General features: G+C 32.9%; 17 protein-coding genes. 8 read left to right on the top strand and 9 right to left on the bottom strand.

Going from position 1 to position 22,154, the window contains the following annotated elements; genetic code table 11:
• Positions 1–735, top strand: coding sequence for an acyl-[acyl-carrier-protein] thioesterase (locus AABL81_RS03990; RefSeq protein WP_158210908.1), 735 nt, complete (start codon positions 1–3; stop codon positions 733–735).
• Between the two features lie 266 nt (positions 736–1,001).
• Positions 1,002–1,400, top strand: coding sequence for a hypothetical protein (locus tag AABL81_RS03985; protein ID WP_341340395.1), 399 nt, complete (start codon positions 1,002–1,004; stop codon positions 1,398–1,400).
• A gap of 171 nt (positions 1,401–1,571) precedes the next feature.
• Here the strand turns inward: AABL81_RS03985 and glyA are convergent, their stop codons facing one another.
• The gene (glyA, locus tag AABL81_RS03980; protein WP_158210907.1) at positions 1,572–2,846 is read right to left on the bottom strand and encodes a serine hydroxymethyltransferase; all 1,275 of its coding nucleotides are present in this window, start codon (positions 2,844–2,846) and stop codon (positions 1,572–1,574) included.
• 110 nt (positions 2,847–2,956) lie between these two features.
• Between glyA and fahA the strand changes: the two genes are divergently transcribed.
• On the top strand, positions 2,957–4,240 hold the full coding sequence (gene fahA / locus AABL81_RS03975; RefSeq protein ID WP_158210906.1) for a fumarylacetoacetase: 1,284 nt from the start codon (positions 2,957–2,959) through the stop codon (positions 4,238–4,240).
• A gap of 56 nt (positions 4,241–4,296) precedes the next feature.
• Here fahA and AABL81_RS03970 read toward each other — a convergent pair whose 3' ends face one another.
• Both AABL81_RS03970 and AABL81_RS03965 read right to left on the bottom strand, forming a co-directional pair.
• On the bottom strand, positions 4,297–5,226 hold the full coding sequence (locus AABL81_RS03970; protein ID WP_158210905.1) for a hypothetical protein: 930 nt from the start codon (positions 5,224–5,226) through the stop codon (positions 4,297–4,299).
• A gap of 109 nt (positions 5,227–5,335) precedes the next feature.
• Positions 5,336–5,521, bottom strand: a complete 186-nt coding sequence (locus AABL81_RS03965) for a hypothetical protein (RefSeq protein WP_090408321.1) — start codon at positions 5,519–5,521, stop codon at positions 5,336–5,338.
• Positions 5,522–5,711: 190 nt separating this feature from the next.
• On the opposite strand from AABL81_RS03965, the gene AABL81_RS03960 reads away from it, so the two are divergent.
• Together AABL81_RS03960 and AABL81_RS03955 are read left to right on the top strand one after the other, a co-directional pair.
• The gene (locus AABL81_RS03960; protein WP_158210904.1) at positions 5,712–6,149 is read left to right on the top strand and encodes a hypothetical protein; all 438 of its coding nucleotides are present in this window, start codon (positions 5,712–5,714) and stop codon (positions 6,147–6,149) included.
• 151 nt (positions 6,150–6,300) lie between these two features.
• A complete protein-coding gene (locus AABL81_RS03955; RefSeq protein WP_341340394.1) occupies positions 6,301–6,843 on the top strand; it encodes a hypothetical protein in 543 nt (180 codons plus the stop codon).
• A 60-nt stretch (positions 6,844–6,903) separates the two neighbouring features.
• Here the strand turns inward: AABL81_RS03955 and ytxJ are convergent, their stop codons facing one another.
• Positions 6,904–7,242 carry a bacillithiol system redox-active protein YtxJ gene (gene ytxJ, locus AABL81_RS03950; protein WP_341340393.1) on the bottom strand — a complete coding sequence of 113 codons (339 nt, stop codon included), beginning with the start codon at positions 7,240–7,242 and terminating at the stop codon, positions 6,904–6,906.
• Between the two features lie 156 nt (positions 7,243–7,398).
• On the opposite strand from ytxJ, the gene clpB reads away from it, so the two are divergent.
• Positions 7,399–9,990 (top strand): ATP-dependent chaperone ClpB, encoded by a 2,592-nt coding sequence (clpB, locus tag AABL81_RS03945; protein WP_341340392.1) that lies wholly within the window; start codon positions 7,399–7,401, stop codon positions 9,988–9,990.
• Positions 9,991–10,275: 285 nt separating this feature from the next.
• Here clpB and AABL81_RS03940 read toward each other — a convergent pair whose 3' ends face one another.
• The 4 genes from AABL81_RS03940 to AABL81_RS03925 form a co-directional block, all read right to left on the bottom strand.
• Complete coding sequence (locus tag AABL81_RS03940) at positions 10,276–12,885, bottom strand: hypothetical protein (protein ID WP_341340391.1); 2,610 nt, start codon at positions 12,883–12,885, stop codon at positions 10,276–10,278.
• A gap of 71 nt (positions 12,886–12,956) precedes the next feature.
• On the bottom strand, positions 12,957–15,404 hold the full coding sequence (locus AABL81_RS03935; RefSeq protein ID WP_341340390.1) for a hypothetical protein: 2,448 nt from the start codon (positions 15,402–15,404) through the stop codon (positions 12,957–12,959).
• 19 nt (positions 15,405–15,423) lie between these two features.
• Positions 15,424–16,869, bottom strand: a complete 1,446-nt coding sequence (locus AABL81_RS03930) for a hypothetical protein (RefSeq protein ID WP_341340389.1) — start codon at positions 16,867–16,869, stop codon at positions 15,424–15,426.
• A gap of 337 nt (positions 16,870–17,206) precedes the next feature.
• Positions 17,207–17,398, bottom strand: coding sequence for a hypothetical protein (locus AABL81_RS03925; protein WP_158210897.1), 192 nt, complete (start codon positions 17,396–17,398; stop codon positions 17,207–17,209).
• 307 nt (positions 17,399–17,705) lie between these two features.
• Between AABL81_RS03925 and AABL81_RS03920 the strand changes: the two genes are divergently transcribed.
• Positions 17,706–17,924 (top strand): putative signal transducing protein, encoded by a 219-nt coding sequence (locus AABL81_RS03920; RefSeq protein WP_158210896.1) that lies wholly within the window; start codon positions 17,706–17,708, stop codon positions 17,922–17,924.
• Between the two features lie 367 nt (positions 17,925–18,291).
• Here the strand turns inward: AABL81_RS03920 and AABL81_RS03915 are convergent, their stop codons facing one another.
• Positions 18,292–20,214 carry an LTA synthase family protein gene (locus tag AABL81_RS03915; RefSeq protein ID WP_341340388.1) on the bottom strand — a complete coding sequence of 641 codons (1,923 nt, stop codon included), beginning with the start codon at positions 20,212–20,214 and terminating at the stop codon, positions 18,292–18,294.
• A gap of 132 nt (positions 20,215–20,346) precedes the next feature.
• Between AABL81_RS03915 and AABL81_RS03910 the strand changes: the two genes are divergently transcribed.
• Positions 20,347–22,122: an AMP-dependent synthetase/ligase gene (locus AABL81_RS03910; RefSeq protein WP_341340387.1), complete on the top strand. Its 1,776-nt coding sequence runs from the start codon at positions 20,347–20,349 to the stop codon at positions 22,120–22,122.
• Positions 22,123–22,154: the final 32 nt, after the last annotated feature.

Here is a 22,154-nt window from a genome sequence, read left to right as displayed (position 1 = left end):
ATGCCTATTTCTCCTACTTTTACATCTATTTATGAGCAACGCTTTATAGTTGATTATTTTGATTGCGATACTGAAGGAAACCTTAATATAGTTGATTTCTGTAAGTTGATACAGATTGCATCTGCTCAGCATTCAGTTTTAGGAGGAATTAGTTTTTGGGACTTACAAACAGTTAACCAAGCTTGGGTTGTAAACAAATTCAGGGTTGAGATAACAAGAGTTCCCAAATGGCAGGAAGAGATTAGAGTTGTTACGTGGATTGAGAAATTAGATGGTATTCGCTCTGTTAGAAATTTTGAAGTGTTTATTGGAGATGAGAAAGTAGCTGGGGCAAGTTCGCTTTGGGTAATTTTGAATACGGTTAGACGTCGTCCTGAAATGATGACACTACCACACGATCACTTTATCAAATACACAGATAAAAAGGGTATAGATGGAGAGTTTTTCAAATATGGAAAACCTGAAGCCTTAGATAAGTTAGTTGATTCGCAAGTGCAGTATTCTGATTTAGATATGGTAAATCACGTAACCAATATTAAATACTTAGAGTGGATTGTAGATGCCGTTAAAATGAATGATATCAATATTGACTCTATAAAAGTAGTTGATATGGTTTTTCAAAAGGAATTGCGCTTCAAAGAAGAGTATTCTGTATTCCAAGCAGAGGGTAATAGCAATCATTATATGATTAAAAACAAAGAAGATCAGATTAGTTTTCAATGCATCATTGAGTAAGTAATTTGATATTATACTATAAAAGGGCTGTTTTGAGTTTTCAAAACAGCCCTTTTTTTGGTAAGCTTGCTCATTTGCTCTTAAATAGTAATTGAATTTAGAGGAATATCTAACTTCTAGGTATTGTAGCTTTTGGAATACATCAAAATACCTTTATCCGTGTTTTGATGAAAAATAGGTATAAAACATTCAATATATGGGAAAATATCATATAATTAGTGTGTATAAATTATTTATTTTGTATTTGTAATTTTAATAAAAAAAATATGAAAATATACTTTACTCTATTTAGTTTGTTTTTGACCTCTATTATGTTCTCACAGACTTCAGCATATAGCACTAGTAATACATCTTATGATGTAGGAGGTTTTGAAAGTATTGATTATATAGGTTCAACGCAAAGAGAATTGCAAAGAAGATATACGAAAAATCAGAATAGATTTAATGAGTCATTTAATGATATTTGTGAAAATTTAAAATACTCAAGTTACGATGATGAAGTCATCAGGTATACTTTTGGTGTATTAGAAGAATTAATTGAGAATGATAAAATAGAGGTTGATTTTACTAGTGATTATAACACGACTTCAGTGATAAGATCTTTAAGAAATTTTGTTCGTGAAATATCTAGAGAGGAACAGAAAAAAGTAAATGAGAGAAAATGAAACACTTATAGATAGTAATTCGAAAGGTACATCCTAGTTGTTGCACTATGTACTAAAATAAAAATGTCTATACTGTATTATAAGTTATTACGTATGATACATAACTAAACAATATAAAAAAAGCTACTCAACGGATTGAGTAGCTTTTTCAAAATATAAATACTTAATTTATTACCATACGAACATTGGACGTTCTTCCATCATTTCATTTACTTGATCAGCAATTTCTTCGATGATAGCTTCGTCAGTGTGGTTCATGATTACTTTGTCGATTAAAGCAACGATAGTTTCCATATCCGCTTCAACTAAACCTCTTGTAGTAATAGCAGGCGTACCAATACGGATACCTGAAGTTACGAATGGAGATTTGTCATCAAAAGGAACCATATTTTTATTAACAGTAATTTCAGCTTTAACTAAAGCGTTTTCAGCATCTTTACCAGAAATATTCTTGTTTCTAAGGTCGATTAACATCATATGGTTATCTGTACCACCAGAGATGATATCATATCCTCTTTTTACGAAAGCCTCAGCCATAGCTTTAGCATTCTTTTGTACTTGTAAAGTATAGTTAAAGAACTCATCAGAAAGCGCTTCACCAAATGCAACCGCTTTAGCAGCGATGATGTGCATTAATGGTCCTCCTTGGTTTCCAGGGAAAACAGCACTGTCTAATAAAGAAGACATCATTCTAACCTCACCTTTAGGAGTTTTGATTCCAAATGGATTAGGGAAGTCTTTACCCATCATAATCATTCCTCCACGAGGTCCTCTCAACGTTTTGTGAGTAGTAGTCGTGATGATATGACAATGAGGAACTGGGTCATTCAATAAACCTTTAGCAATAAGTCCTGCAGGGTGAGAAATATCAGCCATTAAGATAGCACCAACGCTGTCAGCAATTTTTCTGAAACGTTCGAAATCCATATCTCTTGAATAAGCAGAAGCACCAGCAATGATTAACTTAGGTTGCTCTTTAGTAGCGATTTCTTGAATTTTGTCGTAGTTCAACATTCCTGTCTCTTGCTCAACACCGTAGAATACAGGGTTGTATAATTTTCCAGAGAAGTTTACAGGTGAACCGTGAGTTAAGTGTCCTCCGTGAGATAAGTCAAATCCTAAGATTTTATCACCAGGTTTAAGACACGCTGCAAATACCTCAGTGTTTGCTTGTGAACCAGAGTGTGGTTGTACGTTTACGTATTCTGCTCCAAATAAAGCTTTTGCTCTATCAATAGCAATTTGCTCTACAACGTCAACTACTTCACATCCTCCGTAGTAACGTTTGTTAGGATATCCTTCCGCGTATTTATTTGTCAAACAAGAACCAGCTGCCTCCATAGTATCTTCACTTACGAAGTTCTCTGATGCAATTAATTCAATACCATGAACTTGTCTGTCTTGCTCTTCTAAAATTAGATCAAAAATTTCTGTGTCTCTTGCCATTTAGTTTGTGTGTTACGTTAAATTGCTTTCAAATGTACAAAAATCGTTTGTTAATTTCAGTCTTAATTATATATTTGATATATACTATTAATACAAATTAAAAAACGATTATGATAATTAGTGCAAATGATCCTAAAAGGAAAACGTGGCTTGAGGTAAGTAATGACTCTGATTTTCCAATCCAGAATATTCCTTTTGGAGTTTTTATTACCAAAGACGACGTGATTACAATAGGTACGCGTATTGGAAATTATGCGATTGATTTGAGTGCTTTACAAATGTTGGGGTATTTTAAAGGTATTGAATTAACCGATGACGTGTTTTTACAAGATACACTAAATGACTTCATCTCTAACGGAAAAAAGACTTGGCGAGAGGTTAGAAATCGCATCGCAGATATATTTGACAACAATAATGACGCTTTAAAGAATAATGCAAAGCACAGAGAGGCTGTTATTTTTGATATGAATGAGGTGGAAATGCAATTACCTGTTTATATAGGTGATTATACAGACTTCTATTCAAGTAAAGAGCACGCTACTAACGTTGGTATCATGTTTAGAGATCCAGAAAATGCTTTAATGCCAAACTGGTTACACATTCCTGTAGGATATCACGGTAGAAGTTCTACAATTGTTCCGTCTGGAGTAAATGTGAAAAGACCAGTAGGACAAACATTACCAAAAGGTGAAAAGACTCCTATTTTCGGTCCTTCACAACGTGTAGACTTTGAATTAGAAACTGCCTTTATTACTACAGATGCTAATTTATTAGGAGAGAATATTTTGGTTGACGATGCGGAAGAACACATCTTTGGTATGGTATTGCTAAATGACTGGAGCGCACGTGATATTCAAACGTGGGAATACGTTCCATTAGGGCCGTTTTTAGCTAAGAACTTTGCATCTTCGATATCTCCTTGGATTATTTCAATTGATGCCTTAGAACCGTTTAGAGTGGCTAGTCCTGAACAGAACCCGCTACCTCTTCCCTATTTACAACAAACGGGAAATAAAACGTTTGACATCAACCTGGAGGTTTACTTAAAACCTGAGAACAGTACAGATAAACTGATTTGTACTTCAAACTTCAAATATCTTTATTGGACGATGAGTCAACAACTGGCACACCACACTATCAACGGATGTAAGATTAACTCTGGTGATTTAATGGGGTCTGGTACTATTTCAGGAAAAGATCCTTCAAGCTTTGGTTCGATGTTAGAATTAGCTTGGGCAGGTTCTAAACCAATTGAAATGCCTGATGGTAGTACGCGTTCTTTCATTCACGACTACGATACTGTAACAATGAAAGGATATTGTCAGAATGACGAAGTAAGAATAGGTTTTGGTGAAGTTAGCAGTATGTTATTGCCTGCTTCAGTTAAGATCTAATTAACTATAAAAAGAAAAACTCCTTATAAATTTACTTATAAGGAGTTTTTTTATGTTTAACAACCAACAGTTTCGTGTGCTGCTACTGGTTTTAATGTTACTTGATTTTGGTTTTGTTTAGACAAGTATAGGGTTGGTCTTGATACGTTGTAATGTGTTGCTGTATCTAAGATTAAGTCAACTACATTATCATTGTTTATATCTCCTCCAAACATAATCTTAGGAACTACACCTTCTTCAAAAAACTTTTGTGATAACAAAACAATCTCATTCTTCATTTCTGTGTCTTTTACCTCTAAACGAAGTGTATAGTCTTTCACATAAAATTTAGGCATCTCAAATCCGTTTACAATAGACTCTTGAATATCTTGTTCTGAAATACCACTTGATTTACGTGTTCCTGTTGCAAAAAGTGTGTATTCTTTACCTTTATAAGTGAATTGTACTTTTTCTCCTGGGTAGATATAACTCGGTAAAGTAGCCGTTTCAATAGCTGAAGTAGTTAAGTCTATATTACTTTCTACAAAGGCTAAGAAAGGTTTCTCTTGACTTTGAGCCACTTCTACTCCTGTCATTTCTCCATCCTCATCTAAAACAGGGTCAAACACTTGGCTTACTTCAGGTTTTGCCTCCGTAATTTTATAAGCTTGATCCGTATCTTTATATAGTCCGTACCATTTGATTTCGTTTACCTCAGTCGGAACTTCATCACTGTGGAAGGTACCTGGAGTAATCATTTTTGTTTTGAAATCATAATGTTTAGGATATTCCTTCATATTTTCAAAACCACTTAAAACGCTATAGTGTTCAAACCCATCTTCATCTTCACCTAAATTATTGAAAGTAATCTCTTCATTTGTATCAATAACTTCTTCCGTTGTTTGGGGAACTATAGTAACAGGCTGATCTTCTTGTTTGTTTTTACAACTATAAAAAGACAGCAAACCTGCCATTGTGATAGTTGAGTAAAGTAATCTTCTTTTCATGTAATTTTATTATGTTATAAAAGTGGCGTCAAAAGTAATTAAACAAAGGACATCTTATATTTTTTAACACAAAAAAGTTTTGACCAACAACTGTAACTAAATCAGACAGTTATATCTTGCAAGAGTCGTTTTTACATCCGAAGTTAAAGAAAGCTTGTAATAATAAGTACACAGCAGGGATTGCAAGTACCCAAAGTTGTGCATCTATCGCTTGAAAAATTAGTAAAACAGCAAGACCTAATCTCACCCATCTCATTGGAGTCCACTTCTTAAAATAACCTATTATCTTATTCATCTTCTATCATTTTAATAATGATACAAACATACATTTCTATTCTTTTAGTTAAAGTAACAATAGTTACACTGCCCTATTTAAAAGAGATAATACGACAAATAACACCTTTGTGTAACAATTGTTACTGCCAAGGCATAAATACTACTCTATTTTCGCTTCAGATTTAATAACAACAAATAATTTATTAGGTATGAAAAAAATAGTGTTAGCCTTCGCTTTAGTTTTATCAGCAAACGCAGCTACGTATGCAGCGCCAATGACAACTAACAATTCAGAGAGTGTTTTGTTTCAAGAAACAAAAGGGGAAAAGTTTGCTATTCTTGTTCAGTCAATAAAAAACTTACGTGCTTCTATCATGACTGCGTCAGAAATGAAACAAGCCAATCCTAAAGTTGACTTCGAAATTGTAATTATGGGGCAAATGGTACAAGAACTTCACAATAAAGAATTCCGCGCTGAATTTGATGCTGCTAATAAAGCAGGAATCAAATTAGTAGTGTGTGAGTTTGCTTTAAAGGTTTACGGTGTAGACATGAAAGACTTGCCTTCGTACTTTATAGGTACACCTAATGCTCATAAATACATGTTCCAATTAAACGAGAAAAATTACAATACATTGTCAATTTAACTTTGATTTAATAGCAGTACTTTCCATAACTGTGAATACATAAATTATGTAGTATAAAAAGAGATTTCTGATAAAGGAATCTCTTTTTTTATGCTTTGTGGTTAGTTTTTCGTAAATTAGATATAACAAAAAATCTAAAAATCAGCTATTTATGAAAAAATTAATGATCACAGCTTTATGCTTATGCTCTACTTTAGGTATGGTGTATGCTAACAATGCAAGTCTTTCAACAAGTATCGAATCTGTTAAGCCAATTAAAACGAAACAATTTAAAATCGCTTATACAGGTACTGACTTAGGAAGCGAAGCTAACCTTCAAAAGTTTGAAGAAGTGTATAAACAACTTATTAAGTTCGTTGAACTTGAAAGAGAAGCAAACAGTTTTAAGAGCGTAACTTTTGCTACGCAGATTGACAGTAAAAATAAGGAGATTCTTGTTTCCGATATAAAGTTTCACGACGAAAATTCTTTTGCCGTTGGGTTACTTAGAATATTTGAAGTAAACAATACTGGAATTAAGGAAATAGATATTGATGGTATTGCTATTGAAGGAACAGTTGCTAAAGAAGCTGAAGATCTGAAACAAGCAGAAGTATTAGCTACTGCTGTTGTAGAAACTATCCAATCAAGTGAATATAGTCCCAATGCAAAGATTGTATCATCTATCGACTTGAATTACCAAAAAATAGAATAATATTAAATAAAAGAGGCCAGATATAGCTATATCTGGCCTCTTTTACTATTGTAGTAGCGATTATAAACGCAACAATAATTTCTCTGTATCCTTTCCATCTATACTCTCATGAGAAGTGTGGAATACAGCTTTTCCTTTAGAGATAATCAAAAGCTGTGGTGATTCGTGGTGAATCTGAAACTTATCAGCAATCTCCATTGACACCAAGCGATTAGCTACTACATCTACCATATAGCAAGGCGCTTCAGTTGGATTAGTAAAACTACTTTCAAAGTTTTTTAAAGCAAATTTACTAATATAGCATCTGTTGCTACTTTTAAAAATAACTACAGCCTTCTCGTCAGACTGTTTGATTAGGTCCTCTATTTGTGTACTTTCTGTAAGTTGAATCCAGTTCATAAGACAAAATGTTATCTGTTTTAGTATAATAAGGGCTAAATTATGACTTTTTGACATCAATAACCACTCCAAATAAGAAAATTATTGACAAAAAGTCGCAACAACTACTTTGGAACATAAATTGACTATCACTAAACAACCAAAAATATTACACAAATGAACTTAAATAATTTTACAATAAAATCACAAGAGGCTCTACAGCGTGCGCAAGTTATCGTACAGGGTTTAGGGCAACAGCAAATTGAGAATGAACACATTTTCAAAGCTATCATGGAAGTGGATGAAAACGTAACACCTTTCATCTTAAAAAAATTAAACATAAACGTTGATACTTTTAAATCAGTTTTAGATGCTACTATCCAAAACTTTCCAAAAGTATCAGGTGCAGATATAGGTTTGTCTCGTGAAGCAGGTACTGCTCTTACAGAAGCACAAGCCATTGCTACAAAGATGAAAGATGAGTTTGTTTCAATCGAACACTTAATCTTAGCCATCTTTAAATCGAGAAGTCGCGTTGCTCAAATCTTAAAAGATCAAGGAGTAACAGAAAAACAATTAGAAGCGGCAATTAACGAAATCAGAAATGGAGCAAGAGTTACCTCTGCTTCTGCTGAAGAGACTTACAACTCTTTAAATAAATATGCGAATAACTTAACACAGTTGGCTAACGAAGGGAAATTAGACCCTGTAATTGGTCGTGATGAAGAGATTAGACGTGTATTGCAAATCTTGAGTCGCCGTACTAAAAACAACCCAATGTTAATTGGTGAGCCAGGTGTTGGTAAAACTGCTATTGCAGAAGGATTAGCACACCGTATCGTACAACAAGACGTGCCAGACAACTTAAAAGACAAACAAATTTTCTCATTAGATATGGGAGCTTTGATTGCTGGTGCTAAGTATAAAGGTGAATTTGAAGAGCGTTTAAAAGCGGTAGTTAAAGAAGTTACTTCAGCAGAAGGAAACATAATCTTGTTTATTGATGAGATTCACACTCTTGTTGGTGCTGGTGGTGGTGACGGAGCTATGGATGCTGCAAACATCTTAAAACCTGCTTTAGCAAGAGGAGAACTTCGTTCGATTGGAGCAACAACTTTAGATGAGTATCAAAAGTACTTTGAAAAAGACAAAGCATTAGAACGTCGTTTCCAAAAAGTAATTGTAGATGAACCAGATACAGAGAGCGCTATCTCTATCTTACGTGGTATTAAAGAGAAATATGAAGCTCACCACAAAGTGCGTATCAAAGACGAAGCGATTATTGCAGCAGTAAACTTGTCTGAGCGATATATTACTAACCGTTTCTTACCAGACAAAGCTATTGACTTAATGGATGAGGCAGCAGCTAAGTTGAGAATGGAGATTAACTCTAAACCGGAGGAATTAGATGCTCTTGACCGTAAGATTATGCAGTTGGAAATTGAGATTGAAGCAATTAAAAGAGAAAATGATGAAGATAAATTAAAATCATTAGGACTTGAAGTTGCCAACTTAAAAGAAGAAAGAAATGATATTTTCACTAAATGGCAATCTGAAAAAGAGGTTGTTGATCAAGTGCAAACTATCAAACAAGAAATAGAGACTTACAAGTTAGAAGCTGAAAAAGCTGAACGTGAAGGTGATTACGGAAAAGTTGCTGAATTGCGCTATGGTAAGATCAAAGACGCACAAGAGAAACTTGATGCTGCTCAAAAACAAGTAGAAGCTAATCAAAGTGGACACTCGCTTATTAAAGAGGAAGTTACAAGTGATGATATTGCTGAAGTTGTTGCTAAATGGACTGGTGTTCCTGTAACAAAAATGTTGCAAAGTGAAAGAGAGAAATTACTTCACTTAGAAACTGAGTTACACAAACGCGTTGTAGGACAAGAAGAAGCAATTGAAGCGATTAGTGATGCTGTACGTAGAAGTCGCGCTGGACTACAAGATCCTAAAAAACCAATTGGTTCGTTCCTATTCTTAGGTACTACTGGGGTTGGTAAAACGGAGTTGGCAAAAGCTTTAGCAGTGTACTTATTTGACGATGAAAATGCAATGACTCGTATTGATATGAGTGAGTATGGTGAGCGTCATAGCGTAAGTAGATTAGTTGGAGCGCCTCCAGGATACGTAGGATATGATGAAGGAGGACAATTAACAGAGGCTGTTCGTAGAAAACCGTATTCTGTAGTCTTATTAGATGAGATTGAAAAAGCGCACCCAGATACGTTTAATATCTTATTACAAGTATTAGATGAAGGACGTTTAACAGATAATAAAGGCCGTTTAGCAGACTTTAAAAACACCATTATCATTATGACTTCTAATATGGGTAGTCATATTATACAAGAGAAATTTGAGAATATCTCTAATATAGAACAAGCTTCAGAAGAAGCAAAAGAAGGTGTTTTAAACGAGTTGAAACAAACTGTACGCCCAGAGTTCTTAAACCGTATTGATGAGGTAGTAATGTTTACTCCATTGAGTAAAGATAACATCTTGTCTATTGTAGATATACAATTACAGGGAGTGTTTAAAATGTTACAACAACAAAACATTCATATGGAAGCTACAGCTGAGGCTAAAGAGTTCTTAGCAAGTAAAGGTTTTGAACCAGAGTTTGGAGCTCGTCCTGTAAAACGTGTTGTACAACGCGAAGTATTAAACCGCTTGTCTAAAGAGATATTAGCTGGTAAAGTAAAAGCAGATAGTATGATTTTATTAGATGCTTTCAACAACGAGTTAGTATTCAGAAACCAAGAGGTTTAAAAATATAAAAGAGTAGTTAGTTATAATTTGATTTGTCGGAGTCGCCTTAGGGTGGCTCCGATTTTTTTATGTCTATACCTCCCTCCTGCTATTAGCTAAAAAGCATTTCTATTAGTTGTGTTTACAACCTATAGCAAACAAATTATAAACATATTTAAGAAGCTTAGTCGATATAGGCTACATAGTTTTTCAGTGATTACAATAGTGTAATTAATAGCCAAAAAATAACCCCTCAAGGATATCCTTGAGGGGTTTTGTTATACTTAGTTTAAGTTTGACTTGAATTTATTGGGGCTTAACAACGTTTGGTTGATTTGCTTGTGCATAATTAATTGCCCAATACATCATATTCAAGAAATGGAAAGAGTTATGTACCTCTATTACACTATTAGTACCAACTTGATAGTTCTTTGTAGAAGTTGGATAATACAAATTATTTTTAATAGTAACACTCATAGGATTTGATGCTCCTCCTTGACTATTTCTACGACCACTAAATGGAGCAGAGTTCATAATTAAAATCATCCCATAATCATTTGCTATAAATCCTTGTCTATAAGACCTATCAAGATTCTGCATTGAACTATGATAAATTAATTTTGTGTTTGAGGATAAATTAGATGGTCTATTAATACCTGTACTTGGTTTATTATTTCCATCCAATTCACTGTCTGCAAGCCTATATTCTCCAAAGAGTGTATTACTCATTTTATTGAAAGTTCTATCATATGTATTAAAAAATCTATTGTCTAATAATGCATCAAAGTAAGGGACAGAGGAATTGCTATATGAAGTAAAATCTAAACCACTTCTTGCCTCATTGAAAGGTTTTATTGTAGTATTAGTCACGCTTCCAAATAGATTCTCTAAATATTTAGTAATCTTATCATAATTTGCATGACCTTGTGTTTGAATAACAACTATTTCTTTTGACTTAATTTTAGCAGCTACTTTCAATAATTGGGAATTATCTTTTGCCCCTTCTCCTGTTATAATAACAATATCGGAAATATCTAAAGTAGGATTGATGTCTCGGGAAGCATAATTTATATCTGTAGTCATTTTACCACCTATATCCAATAAATTTAATTTTTCAATTCTTACCAAACCATTCCAACCAAATAGATCGGGGTTTTTTAACAATTGATGCGCATAAAATGAAGGAGAACTTGCTGTTTCAGCATTTGGAGTAGACCCTCCGTATCCCATAAGATTCATACTACGATATACGTAATCAACATTAAACGTTCCAACTACTTTACCATTTGCAGAAAGAGTATATTTAGCATCAGCATTTTTCATATCTTTTAAAGAAGCACCATAAGCTTTTAACGTCACTATATATTCACCTGAAGAAGTCAAATTTAAACTCCTTGTTCCTTTAAAATTCACCCCGTTAACAGTGTTTGTAGTGAAATTCATGGCTTCACCAGCTTTTACATCCAACTTAACTTTTACTTTAAACGCGTTACTACCATTTGTTCCCATTGCTGTTGCAGGTGTTATATATGGTATATTCCCGTAATTGAAAGGGCTTTCTAATTCAATTGATTTTACTTCCCAAATAGGTTTGTTTACTTTAACTGGCATAATAGTTGTGCAACTTCCTACTACTTTAACATTACTTGCCCAAGCATTCATTGTTACATTTCCACTTGTAATAGGTGTTCTTCTGGTAGAAACAACGTTAAGGACTACCTCTTGTATATTACTTGTTTTATTTCGGTCAAATTTAAACTCTGTTAGATCTGATTTGAATTCAACAGAAATATTTTTTGTATTATCAACCATAGAAAAAGTACCTGTACCAGGAGCTTTAACATCAACCTGTACTGTCATAGTTGCATTCGTTGGTAACATTTCGTCGAGTGCAGCTGTGTGAGAGTACCCTGTAGCAGCACAATCAACTAAGCTAATTTCTACTTGTGGTGTGTTGTAAACACCATCAGCTGCTTTAATAGGCTTTCCACTTGCATATTGTGGGTTAGCATAGACTTCAAAGTTTGAATTACCAACTTTATTAGGTCTTCCTTTTGCTTCTAATTTAACTGTTTGTTGTGTTGTACTTGTAAATTCACCTTCACCTTCAAACCATACTCCATTTACAGTGTTTGTTTTAATTACATAATGTCCACCTCTTGTTACGTTAACAGTAAGATTAAGGTATTCTTTATCAGAAACATCTAATCCCAAAAAGTATTTACCGATTGTGTTAACAGCGGTAATTGTATAGATAGGTAATTGTGTATCCACAAAAATATTTTTCACACAGTCGCTCACAACTCCGTTTAGTTGGAATTTTATTTCATCACCCTTTGCTCCAGCAGCGTATCCATTTGTTGGTTTACCCTCTGCTTTTAAGAAAATTGTATAAACTCCAGGAGCTGGAAATTTTCCTTGGTGAGAAAAGCTATAACCATTTTTAGAATCTGCATAAATTGAGTAAGTACCTGATGTTGCAGCTGTAACTTTAATTAAGATACCATTGGTTTGATTTAAAGCAACATCTTTATAATACCCTCCAATAATTTTAATATCATCACATTGAGCAGGTAGAATAGAAAACTCAGCAGGTAAATCATCCCCACATAAGCTCATCCACATATCTAACGAAAGGTTGTAGTATTCAATACAATCTGTTGTTGTATTAAAAATAGCTAATCCGTTATTTGTATTCTTATCAATTTTAATAGCATTTCTCTCCACTGTTGACATACGAGGTAATAAAAAACCTTTGTCAGCACTGCTAAGATCTAAAATAGCGAAGTTACTTGGTGCTTTTGTACCAGTTACTTCATTTGTTATTCTTGCCCCACGTTGCGCTTGCACTGAAAAAACAGAACAAAGCATAAACAATGCAAGTAAGAATATATGTTTAAAGTTTCTTTTTTCCATTTTAATTATTATAAAAACAGATTGAAGAATTTGCTATTCTTCAATCTGTTGTAATTATCTAATTAATTTATTTATTGATCTTGTCTATACTCAATCGCCCATGCAAGTAAGTTTATGAATAAATTTGAGTTATAAACATCTACACCACCCCAAGAAATTATACTACCTGTATAGCTTCTTCTTGGAGCTGCTGTATTGATTCCTGATATATAAAATGGTACTTCATATAATAAAATATTTTCAGTTGTCATCCATTTTTCATCACCAATAAAAGCAAAACCTTTTGATTGTGAATAACCTGCCCAAACATCATCTGCATCTTTTCTTCTTGCAATTACGCTAATATCTTTAGGTAAATTTTTCCAATAAACAGCGTTATTAACATAGTTTCCAAAATTCTTTCCAATTAAACTTGGGAATCCTTCAGGACCTTGTAATACCAAAGAAGAAGGAGCATTAGCTGCGTCATGTATTATAGAAGAGTATGCCGAACTTGATGTTGGCTTTTGTCCTGTAATAGCTTCTATAATTTGAGAAACCCTTGCTTGTTGGTATGATGTCGCAAAAATAACAACCCCATCTTTTTGATTAATAAAATCGATTAATGAAATAGTACCATGAGAAGCAAATCTTGCCCCGTGTGATACAAATACAATATCAATGTTGTTATCAGTTAAATATTTAGATAATTTATTAGATTCTGAAGATGTATTTATTGTTTTATCAGTATAATTAAAAATATTAAAACCTTTTACTTGTACACGTCCAGTCGGTCCAAAATAAGATCTATTTCTCATTAGTTTTTGAGAATCATGTGAATAAGATGCAGGTCCATGCTTAAGATCACCGATTACCAATATATTAAAGTCTCTTAATTTCTCTTGTACATCTAATGTTATGAAACAGTTTGTCTGTCCACCTAAATCAGCTGAATAAAGTCTTAGCTTAACATTCTTTTGTGCTTTTTTAGGTGTTCCTGCCATCACAAGATTAATTCTTTGTTTTCCAAGTTTTGTTAATTTTCCAGAGAAAGTTGCACCAATACCATTTATCATATCCTCTGTAACAAGAGTTGTACTTCCAGGTACTTTAACATCGATTTCTATAGATGCATATTGCTTATCTGGGTTGTTAATATTCTTACCTACAGTATAACTACCATAAGTTATTAGTGATGAACAATCTATTGTATATTCAACAGGTGGAGAACTTAAAGGTATTGTATATGTATTACTATAAGGAGGATTTACTTTTAGTATGATATTTTCTGCATTTGGTAATGTTCCTGAAGCATTAAATCGTAATTTATGTATATTTCCATTATTGTTAAATTGAAAATTACTTGAAACACTTTTGAAAGTTACATCACCATTTGGGAAATAAAGATATGTACTAACACGTGGAGGAGCTGTTACTTTAACTTCTACAATTAAATAACTGTTGTCTTTAACTTCTTTTCCTTTTACAAATGGTCCGTAGTGTTTAGTTTTACTTAAATCAACTGTATAAGCAAATTTCTCGATAGCAGTTTTAACTTTAAAATTATGTGTATTCGCAGTTGTTCCATTTGAGTTTGTAACTAACTCAAACGTTGTTTCTGTTAAGTCACTTGATGATTTTGGCGTACCTTCTGCTAAAAGCTTAACAGTCTGGGCTCCTGTTTTTGTAAATACACCCGAACCACTATAAGAAAGTCCGGCTTGAGTTGCTTTCGTTTTTATAGTATAAGCACCAACAGTCTTTACATTTACATTTACATCAATAAAGTTCGTTTTTTGATCAACAGGCGTATTCCAATAGTATTTTCCCTCAGCAGTTCCTATTCCTGTAGAAGTAATATCAAAGTCAATACCAGCTCTTTCAACTTCAATTTTAAAGTTTGAACAAGCTACTTGAACTTTACCATTAATTGAGAATTTAACAGCATCATTAACTCCTCCTTTAATTGGCACTCCAACTCCAGTAAGCGGAATTCTAACAGAACCTTTAGAGTTGAAGGTACCTGATCCAGAAAAATAATATCCGTTATCAGTTACAGCTGTAATATCATAATGTCCAACTTCTCCAACAGTTAAGTTCACATATAAAATGTCACTTGGCGTTAAGTACTCACCTTGCATTAGTTTATTTGACCCATTTCTACCATTAACTAATAGTAAACTGTTACAATTACTTGCGTCAACGTTTACTATAGAAGGAGGTAATGTACCACATAAACTCATCCATCGATCATTTGCTGTACTCCAATAGTTGATACAGTCCGTATCTGTATTATAAATAGTTAAACCATTTCCAGCAATTTTATCTGCCATTGGTATTTCATTACGCTGCGCATTAGTCATTCGAGGCATTAAGAATCCTTTCGAAGTACTTTCCAGCTCAAGAATAGAGTTTTCTACTGCAGTCAATGAGCTACCAGCAATGCTTTCATCCTGTATTTTTGTACTTTGGGCACTCATAGAAAGTGTTCCCAAGAACAAAGCAAAGAAGAAATATATTATATAGTTGATATGTTTCATAGTAAATTTTCTTTTTTTATTATTTAGACAGATTAGCTTTTACTAAATCTTCAATTACTTGAAGTCTATTTTTTAGCTCTTCATTTTCTTTTTGCAAGGCGTTAATATCTTTTGCTTGCTCAATTGTATGCAAGTATAACTCCTCTGTTTTTTCTAATAACTGAATAGAAAGTTCAGACATATTAAAAGCATACCCGTTTTCAGTTGTTGTTAATTCACTAATTGGAGTAATACCAGGTAAATGTTTATTTGTTTTAATGAAATTATCTACAGCATCTAAACTTTTAAAGTTGTAATCATACTTAAGAGCTGATGTACCATTAAAATAAGCATCAAACACATAATCGGCATAGTAACTGTTTACAGCAGAAACACTTCCGTTTACACGTAGTTTTTCATTTGCTAAACCAGGAGTTTTGTCATTGTACCCAATACCTACCCAACCTTCTGTGTAAATATCATCACCATAAAGACCGTTACCTCCACTTGTAACTTTATGCCAAGCACTTTTAATTAATGAACTTAAAGAAATTCGTGTAGCATCCTTTTTTTCATTTATATAAATAAGTTCATCAGTTTCTACATTAAAACTTAATTCTGCTAAATTTTGATCTTGTTGTAAAAGTTGGTTTAAAAAAATTATATTCTCTTGTTTTTCCTCATCTGTATAAATTAAAACAGGGCCAAGGTTCTCACTTTCTTCGTTAAGGTATCCTGGAGAAAAACTTAATGAAGTTAGTGTCTGTGAATTTGATAGCACATTTTTAAGCGTAAAAATTTTTTCTTGACCTAATTCATTTTTATAAACGAATGAATCACTACTAATAACCCCTTCATAAGTATACCCTGAAGGTATTTTGTCATCAGGCAGTATTTCTTCACCATTTTCAGCTGGAATGTAAATTACATCATCATCATCTGAGCTTGTTTGTGAATTTACAGTATCATCTTGATTACCATTAGGTCTAAGTACATGCATAAACCTGGTTTCAACATTAAATGTTGTTAAAGTCTCATTATACTTTCCAACTTCAGTCTCTCCATTTTTAAGGTTGAACCCAGCTGTTGTTTCATCTTCTTCATTAGCCTGAAATAAATCCAGTATTAATTGATTTTCAGAAATAGTTGTTTTTAACTCATTGTTTCCAACAAGTTTATTCCATTCAAAAACAGGTCCGTTATCGTCTTTTCTTGTAGTACCCCAGTAGTAAAAACCTTTTGTAAATTCATCATTTTCAGTCGTGTTGAAAATAATAAGACCCTCTTTAGGGTTTTCTCCAGCAATAACAGATTTATCTGTTAAACCTTTTAAAGCCACATTAGGAATCAAAAGACCTTTATTGTTATTCGTCTCATTTCCTATATGCAATATTGCAGACTCGTGTGGTAAATCATTCCCTACTCCTATTTGGGCAAAAGATATCCCGCTTAAAAGTAATGTACTTAGTAAAATTTTATTTCTCATAGCATTTGATTATGTTAAAACTTTATAATTAACTCTGCTACAAGTTTACAATTTTTATAATTAATTACATTATCAATAATTAATTTAGTTAATTTACAAGTAAAAGATTGTTAATTTAGATAAAATCATCAATACTGTGTTTTTAAAATAGTGTTTTACTATAAATATGCTGTTTTAGATTAAATATATTCATTGAAGTAATTGCGTTAATTAGTGTAAAATAGTAAATATTGAGTGTTTTATTTTCTTAAAAAGCAATAAATGAGAATATTAACGGATTTAAAATATAGGTTTAAACTATGCGTATTTTTTGGTCCAAAAAAAAAGAGCTTGCTGTTCATACAGCAAGCTCTTTTACAATATTGTGCCACAAGGTGGGCAGATTTGTAATTCGTTCCCATTTTTCTACTCCTATGGTTCTGACCATAGTAACAGCTTCTTGAATTCTCTTTTTAGAAGCACTCTTACTCACAATTAATTGAGATACTTCTCCCAATTGACGATACGCCTTAGTTTCTTCTATTTTCATAACGCATTGAATTTGTTCAAAATCTTTTTTAAGATACTAATTTTTTACCAGACTATAAAAAATTACACTACAGGCTTTTCTAATATTTTTCATTTAACTGCTTTATAATGTAGCTAAAGCATCACTTTTACTATAATTAAAAAAACAGTTTACCGTCTCTTTTGAGTAATTTACTTTATTTTAAAAATGGAAACACGAGAAATTTAGAATAAGAGAGTAGATTAAAATCAAACAGAACACTTTATATTCAGTTTTATTTCTTTTTAAAAGCAAATAGTTTTAATTTAGAGGTATAAATAAGTGTGTTATGAGTCATAAAAAACTATTTGCAGGAAGTGAGATCATGGTTCTTGCAGTAAAAGACGTATTAGAAGAAAACAATATTAGATATATTGTTAGAGATGATATTGATTCTGCCATTACAGCAGGTTTTGGATCTGCAGATAAGGCAGTTCACGTTTTTGTTGAAGAAGAAGATTTGGCAAGAGCAAAAGAACTATTGAAAAATAATGACCTTGAAGAGTAATCTTTAATCGTTTTAAAAATTAAAAGTCTTTATACCTCGTATAAAGGCTTTTTTTGTTCTGTCTTCTTTAGTTTCACACAACGTTTAAAGGGATCAAAAAGGAAACTAATACCACATATAGTCGAGTTTTGTTCGGAAAACACCCCCTTTTTCCGAACATCTTCCGAGTATGTCTTGAACTTCTCTCGAACAAGGTGCCTATTAATATACACCATATTAAGAACTGAGCCTCTTGTTGTTCTACCTGATTAATTAGATGAAATAGACTTTATAAATGATATTACTGATAAAAGAGAGACGTGAATTAACAAATAAAAAAGGCCCTTGAAATAAAACATTCAAGGGCCTTCTCTATTTATAAGAGACTTTAGTCTAACTTTTTATCTATAATGCGATCAAAATAATCTTGAATGAAAGCTTTGCATTTCATCTCAATAGCTTCCATTTCTTTGTTTTTATTTTTGATTAAATTCTTTTCTAATCCTTTGTCAGTAATAGCATAGAATCCAGTTATTTCCTTACCGTTAAATCTACAGATATAATTACCTTCTTGGTATGTGTATTCATTAGCCCCATAATTAACAGTAAATGGTTTTGTAATCGTATCATTGATTAAACTACGTCCCCAACTTCTAAATGGCTTGTCATAACCAATTAAATCTAATACAGTAGGGTAAATATCAATCTGCTGTGCTAAACGTTTATCTATGCCCTTTAAATAGCCTTTAGGACTGTAAAACAAAATAGGAACTGCCGTACGATTTACAAGTTTTCTATATTCGTCATAATCAATTTGATTTGTATGGTCTGCTGTTATAATAAATATTGTGTTTTCAAACCAAGGTTCTTTACTGCTCTCTTCAAAGAAGCGCTTGAATGCATAATCAGTATAACCTACTGTTTTGTGTATTTGCTGATTCCCAACAGGAAACTTACCTTCATATTCTTTAGGAATATTAAATGGTTCGTGTGAAGAAACAGTAAACAAAGTGGCAAAGAATGGTCCTTTTTTATCATTCAATGTTTTTCTCATGTATTGAAAAAACGGCTCATCCCAAATACCCCATGTTCCATCAAAATCAGCGTCATTGTTGTATTCTGTTTTTCCGTAATAATGATCATATCCCAAGATATTACCAAATCCTAAGAATCCCATTGACCCATTTGGAGCACCGTGAAAGAAAGATGTGTCATATCCTTTCGATTTTAAAGTAGATACCAACGACTCAATCTTTTGTTTTGGAAACGGAGACGATGTAAATGCATCTTTAAACGATGGAATACCTGCAACTACAGAAGAAACTCCGTGAATAGACTTATACCCGTTAGCAAATGCATTTGGAAAAATCAAACTCTGTTGAGATAAAGAATCTATAAATGGCGTGTAACTTTTAAAGTTTGGAATATTCATATCTTCATTAAAAGCACCAATGTATTCTCTGGCATAACTTTCTGTGATAAACAATACGATATTTGGCGTTGAAGGCTCATTAGTATTGTATTGCTTAACAGCACTAACATTTTGAGCTAAAGTTTGCTCATCCATATAATCAACCTTCTTAAAACTCGTTTTACCAATAGTACGCAAAATAGCAAAAGGTGTATTTAAAACGATATCGGCGTGTTCCGGTTTAGATACATTTCTATTTGCGTCAATGATGTTTAAAGGACGAGTTGTTTTCTTTAAATCACCACGTACACCAGCTACAAATCCCACTCCAACTACCACTGTTATTAAAGCAGTAGATAACCAATAAGGTTTTTTAGCTTCTACTTTTAACGGTGTAGTAAACTTAACTTTTTTGTACAGGTAAACCCAAGAAGCACAAAGTAAAACACATAGAACGAAAACGTGCCAATAGTTTACTAAGAAATTGAAAAATAATTGACCCTTATTAGATTCGTGTTCTAAACTGTCAAACACTGCAATAGTCGTTCTTGCATAGATAAATCTGTAGTAAATAAAGTCGATAAAATTGGTAGAATATGCGATTAAATTAGGGATAATATAAGCATAGAAAACTGCTTTTTGGTAACCTTTTTTAGTGTTGATAAACAACGGTAAAATAGACAATATGATGAATAAACTATTAACATAAAAAATAGCCATTCTGTCAAAAGTTAAACCGTGGTAAGCTAAGGTTAAAAATTGACCAATAGAATCTACATTTAATAAATCTGTATTGTAAACATAGAATAAAGTTCGCGCAATGAAATAGAAGAAAAAAGCCAACAACAATCGGTAGCCCATCACTAACATTTCATTTAATCTGAATCGATTAGATAACATATAACAAGTGTATTTTGAAATATTTTAGTAAAACCACAAATTTAATTAAATCTTTAGATTATTATCTTTTTTAACTCATTATAGTTTATATAGTTTTTTTTTTATACTTTGCGTAAGCTAATTAATGTAAACATGGTAAATCCTACAAGACTTTTTGATATTCCTTACCTACAAAACGCACAATTTCCTTTAGAGGATGCGTTAGTTACGAAAGTAAATGGAAAATGGGAGAAGACTTCTTCTCAGGAATATATAAATAAAGCGAACGCTCTTTCAAGAGCCTTATTGCGCTTAGGAATAAAAGAAAATGAAAAAATAGCTGTTATCTCTGGTGCTAACCAGACTAAATGGCATTTGCTTGACATTGGTTTATTGCAAATCGGAGCACAGAACGTGCCAATCTACCCTACTATTGCTGCTGAAGATTATCAGTATATCATCAGCCATTCTGAAGCTACATATTGTGTGGTTTCTGATCAAGAGATCTATGATAAATTAATGTCTGTTAAAGCAGAATTACCGCTTTTAAAGGAAGTGTATTCTTTTGATCAAATAGAAGGTTGTCAGAATTTTGATGTATTATTTGAACTTGGTGCTGATGAGAGTAATCAAGCTGATGTAGACCGTATTAAAGATACGATTACAGGAGATCATTTGGCTACGCTTATTTATACTTCAGGAACAACAGGAAGACCTAAGGGAGTAATGTTGTCTCACACGAACTTGCTTGCAAACGTTACTGGAAGTTGGGATAGGGTTCCTTTTACAAGAGATGAGAAATACAGAGGACTAAGCTTCTTACCTATTTGTCACGTTTTTGAACGTATGATTACTTATCTATACCAATACAGTGGTGTTTCTATTTATTTTGCGGAGTCAATAGAAAAGATGGGGGAAAATATGAAGGAAGTAAAACCTAATGTAATGACTGTTGTACCTCGTTTACTTGAAAAAGTGTACGATAAAATCTTTACAACAGGTTCTGCATTAACTGGGTTTAAAAAGAGAGCTTTTTTCTGGGCATTAGAACTTGGTTTTAGATACAAACCATATAATAGAGGTTTATTTTATAACATACAGTTAGGAGTAGCAAGAAAGCTTGTTTTCAAAAAATGGCAAGAAGCACTGGGTGGTGAAATGAAGATTATTGTTTGTGGTAGTGCCGCATTACAACCTCGTTTATCTAAAGTGTTTAACGCCGCTGGACTTCCTGTTATGGAAGGATATGGATTGACCGAAACATCTCCTGTTATTGCTGTAAACGACAAGAGAAATGGTGGTTTACGCTCGGGTACTGTTGGACGTCCAATTGGTAACGTAGAAGTTAAGATCGCTGAAGATGGTGAAATCTTGTGTAAAGGTCCAAACGTAATGTTGGGATATTACAAGGATGAGGAAAAAACGAATTCGGTTATTAAGAATGGTTACTTCCATACAGAAGATATCGGACGTATAGACGAAGATGGTTTCTTACATATTACAGATCGTAAAAAAGAGATGTTTAAGACTTCTGGAGGGAAATATGTAGCTCCACAGATGATTGAGAACAGAATGAAGCAATCTCGTTTTATTGAGCAGATTATGGTTATTGGTGAAGGTGAGAAAATGCCTGCAGCTTTTATTCAACCAAATTTTGAATTCGTAAGAGAATGGGCAAGAAGAAAACGATATGATATTGGTACGACTAATGAAGAGTTAGTTAAAAACCAAAAAGTTATTGATCGTATTATGGAAGAGGTTACTTACATCAATAAGAAGTTCGGTAAGTGGGAACAAGTGAAGAAATTTGAGCTTACACCAGAAGTGTGGAGTATTGATAGTGAGCACTTAACTCCTACTCTTAAACTACGTCGTCGTATTATTTTAGAAATGTATAAAGACTTATACGAGAAGATTTATAGAGGATAAAAGTTAAAATTTTATTAATAAAAAGAAAAAAA

Source organism: Myroides sp. C1519 (assembly GCF_038039755.1).
GTDB lineage: Bacteria > Bacteroidota > Bacteroidia > Flavobacteriales > Flavobacteriaceae > Flavobacterium > Flavobacterium phaeum_A.
This window is presented reverse-complemented; position numbering and strand designations above follow the sequence as displayed.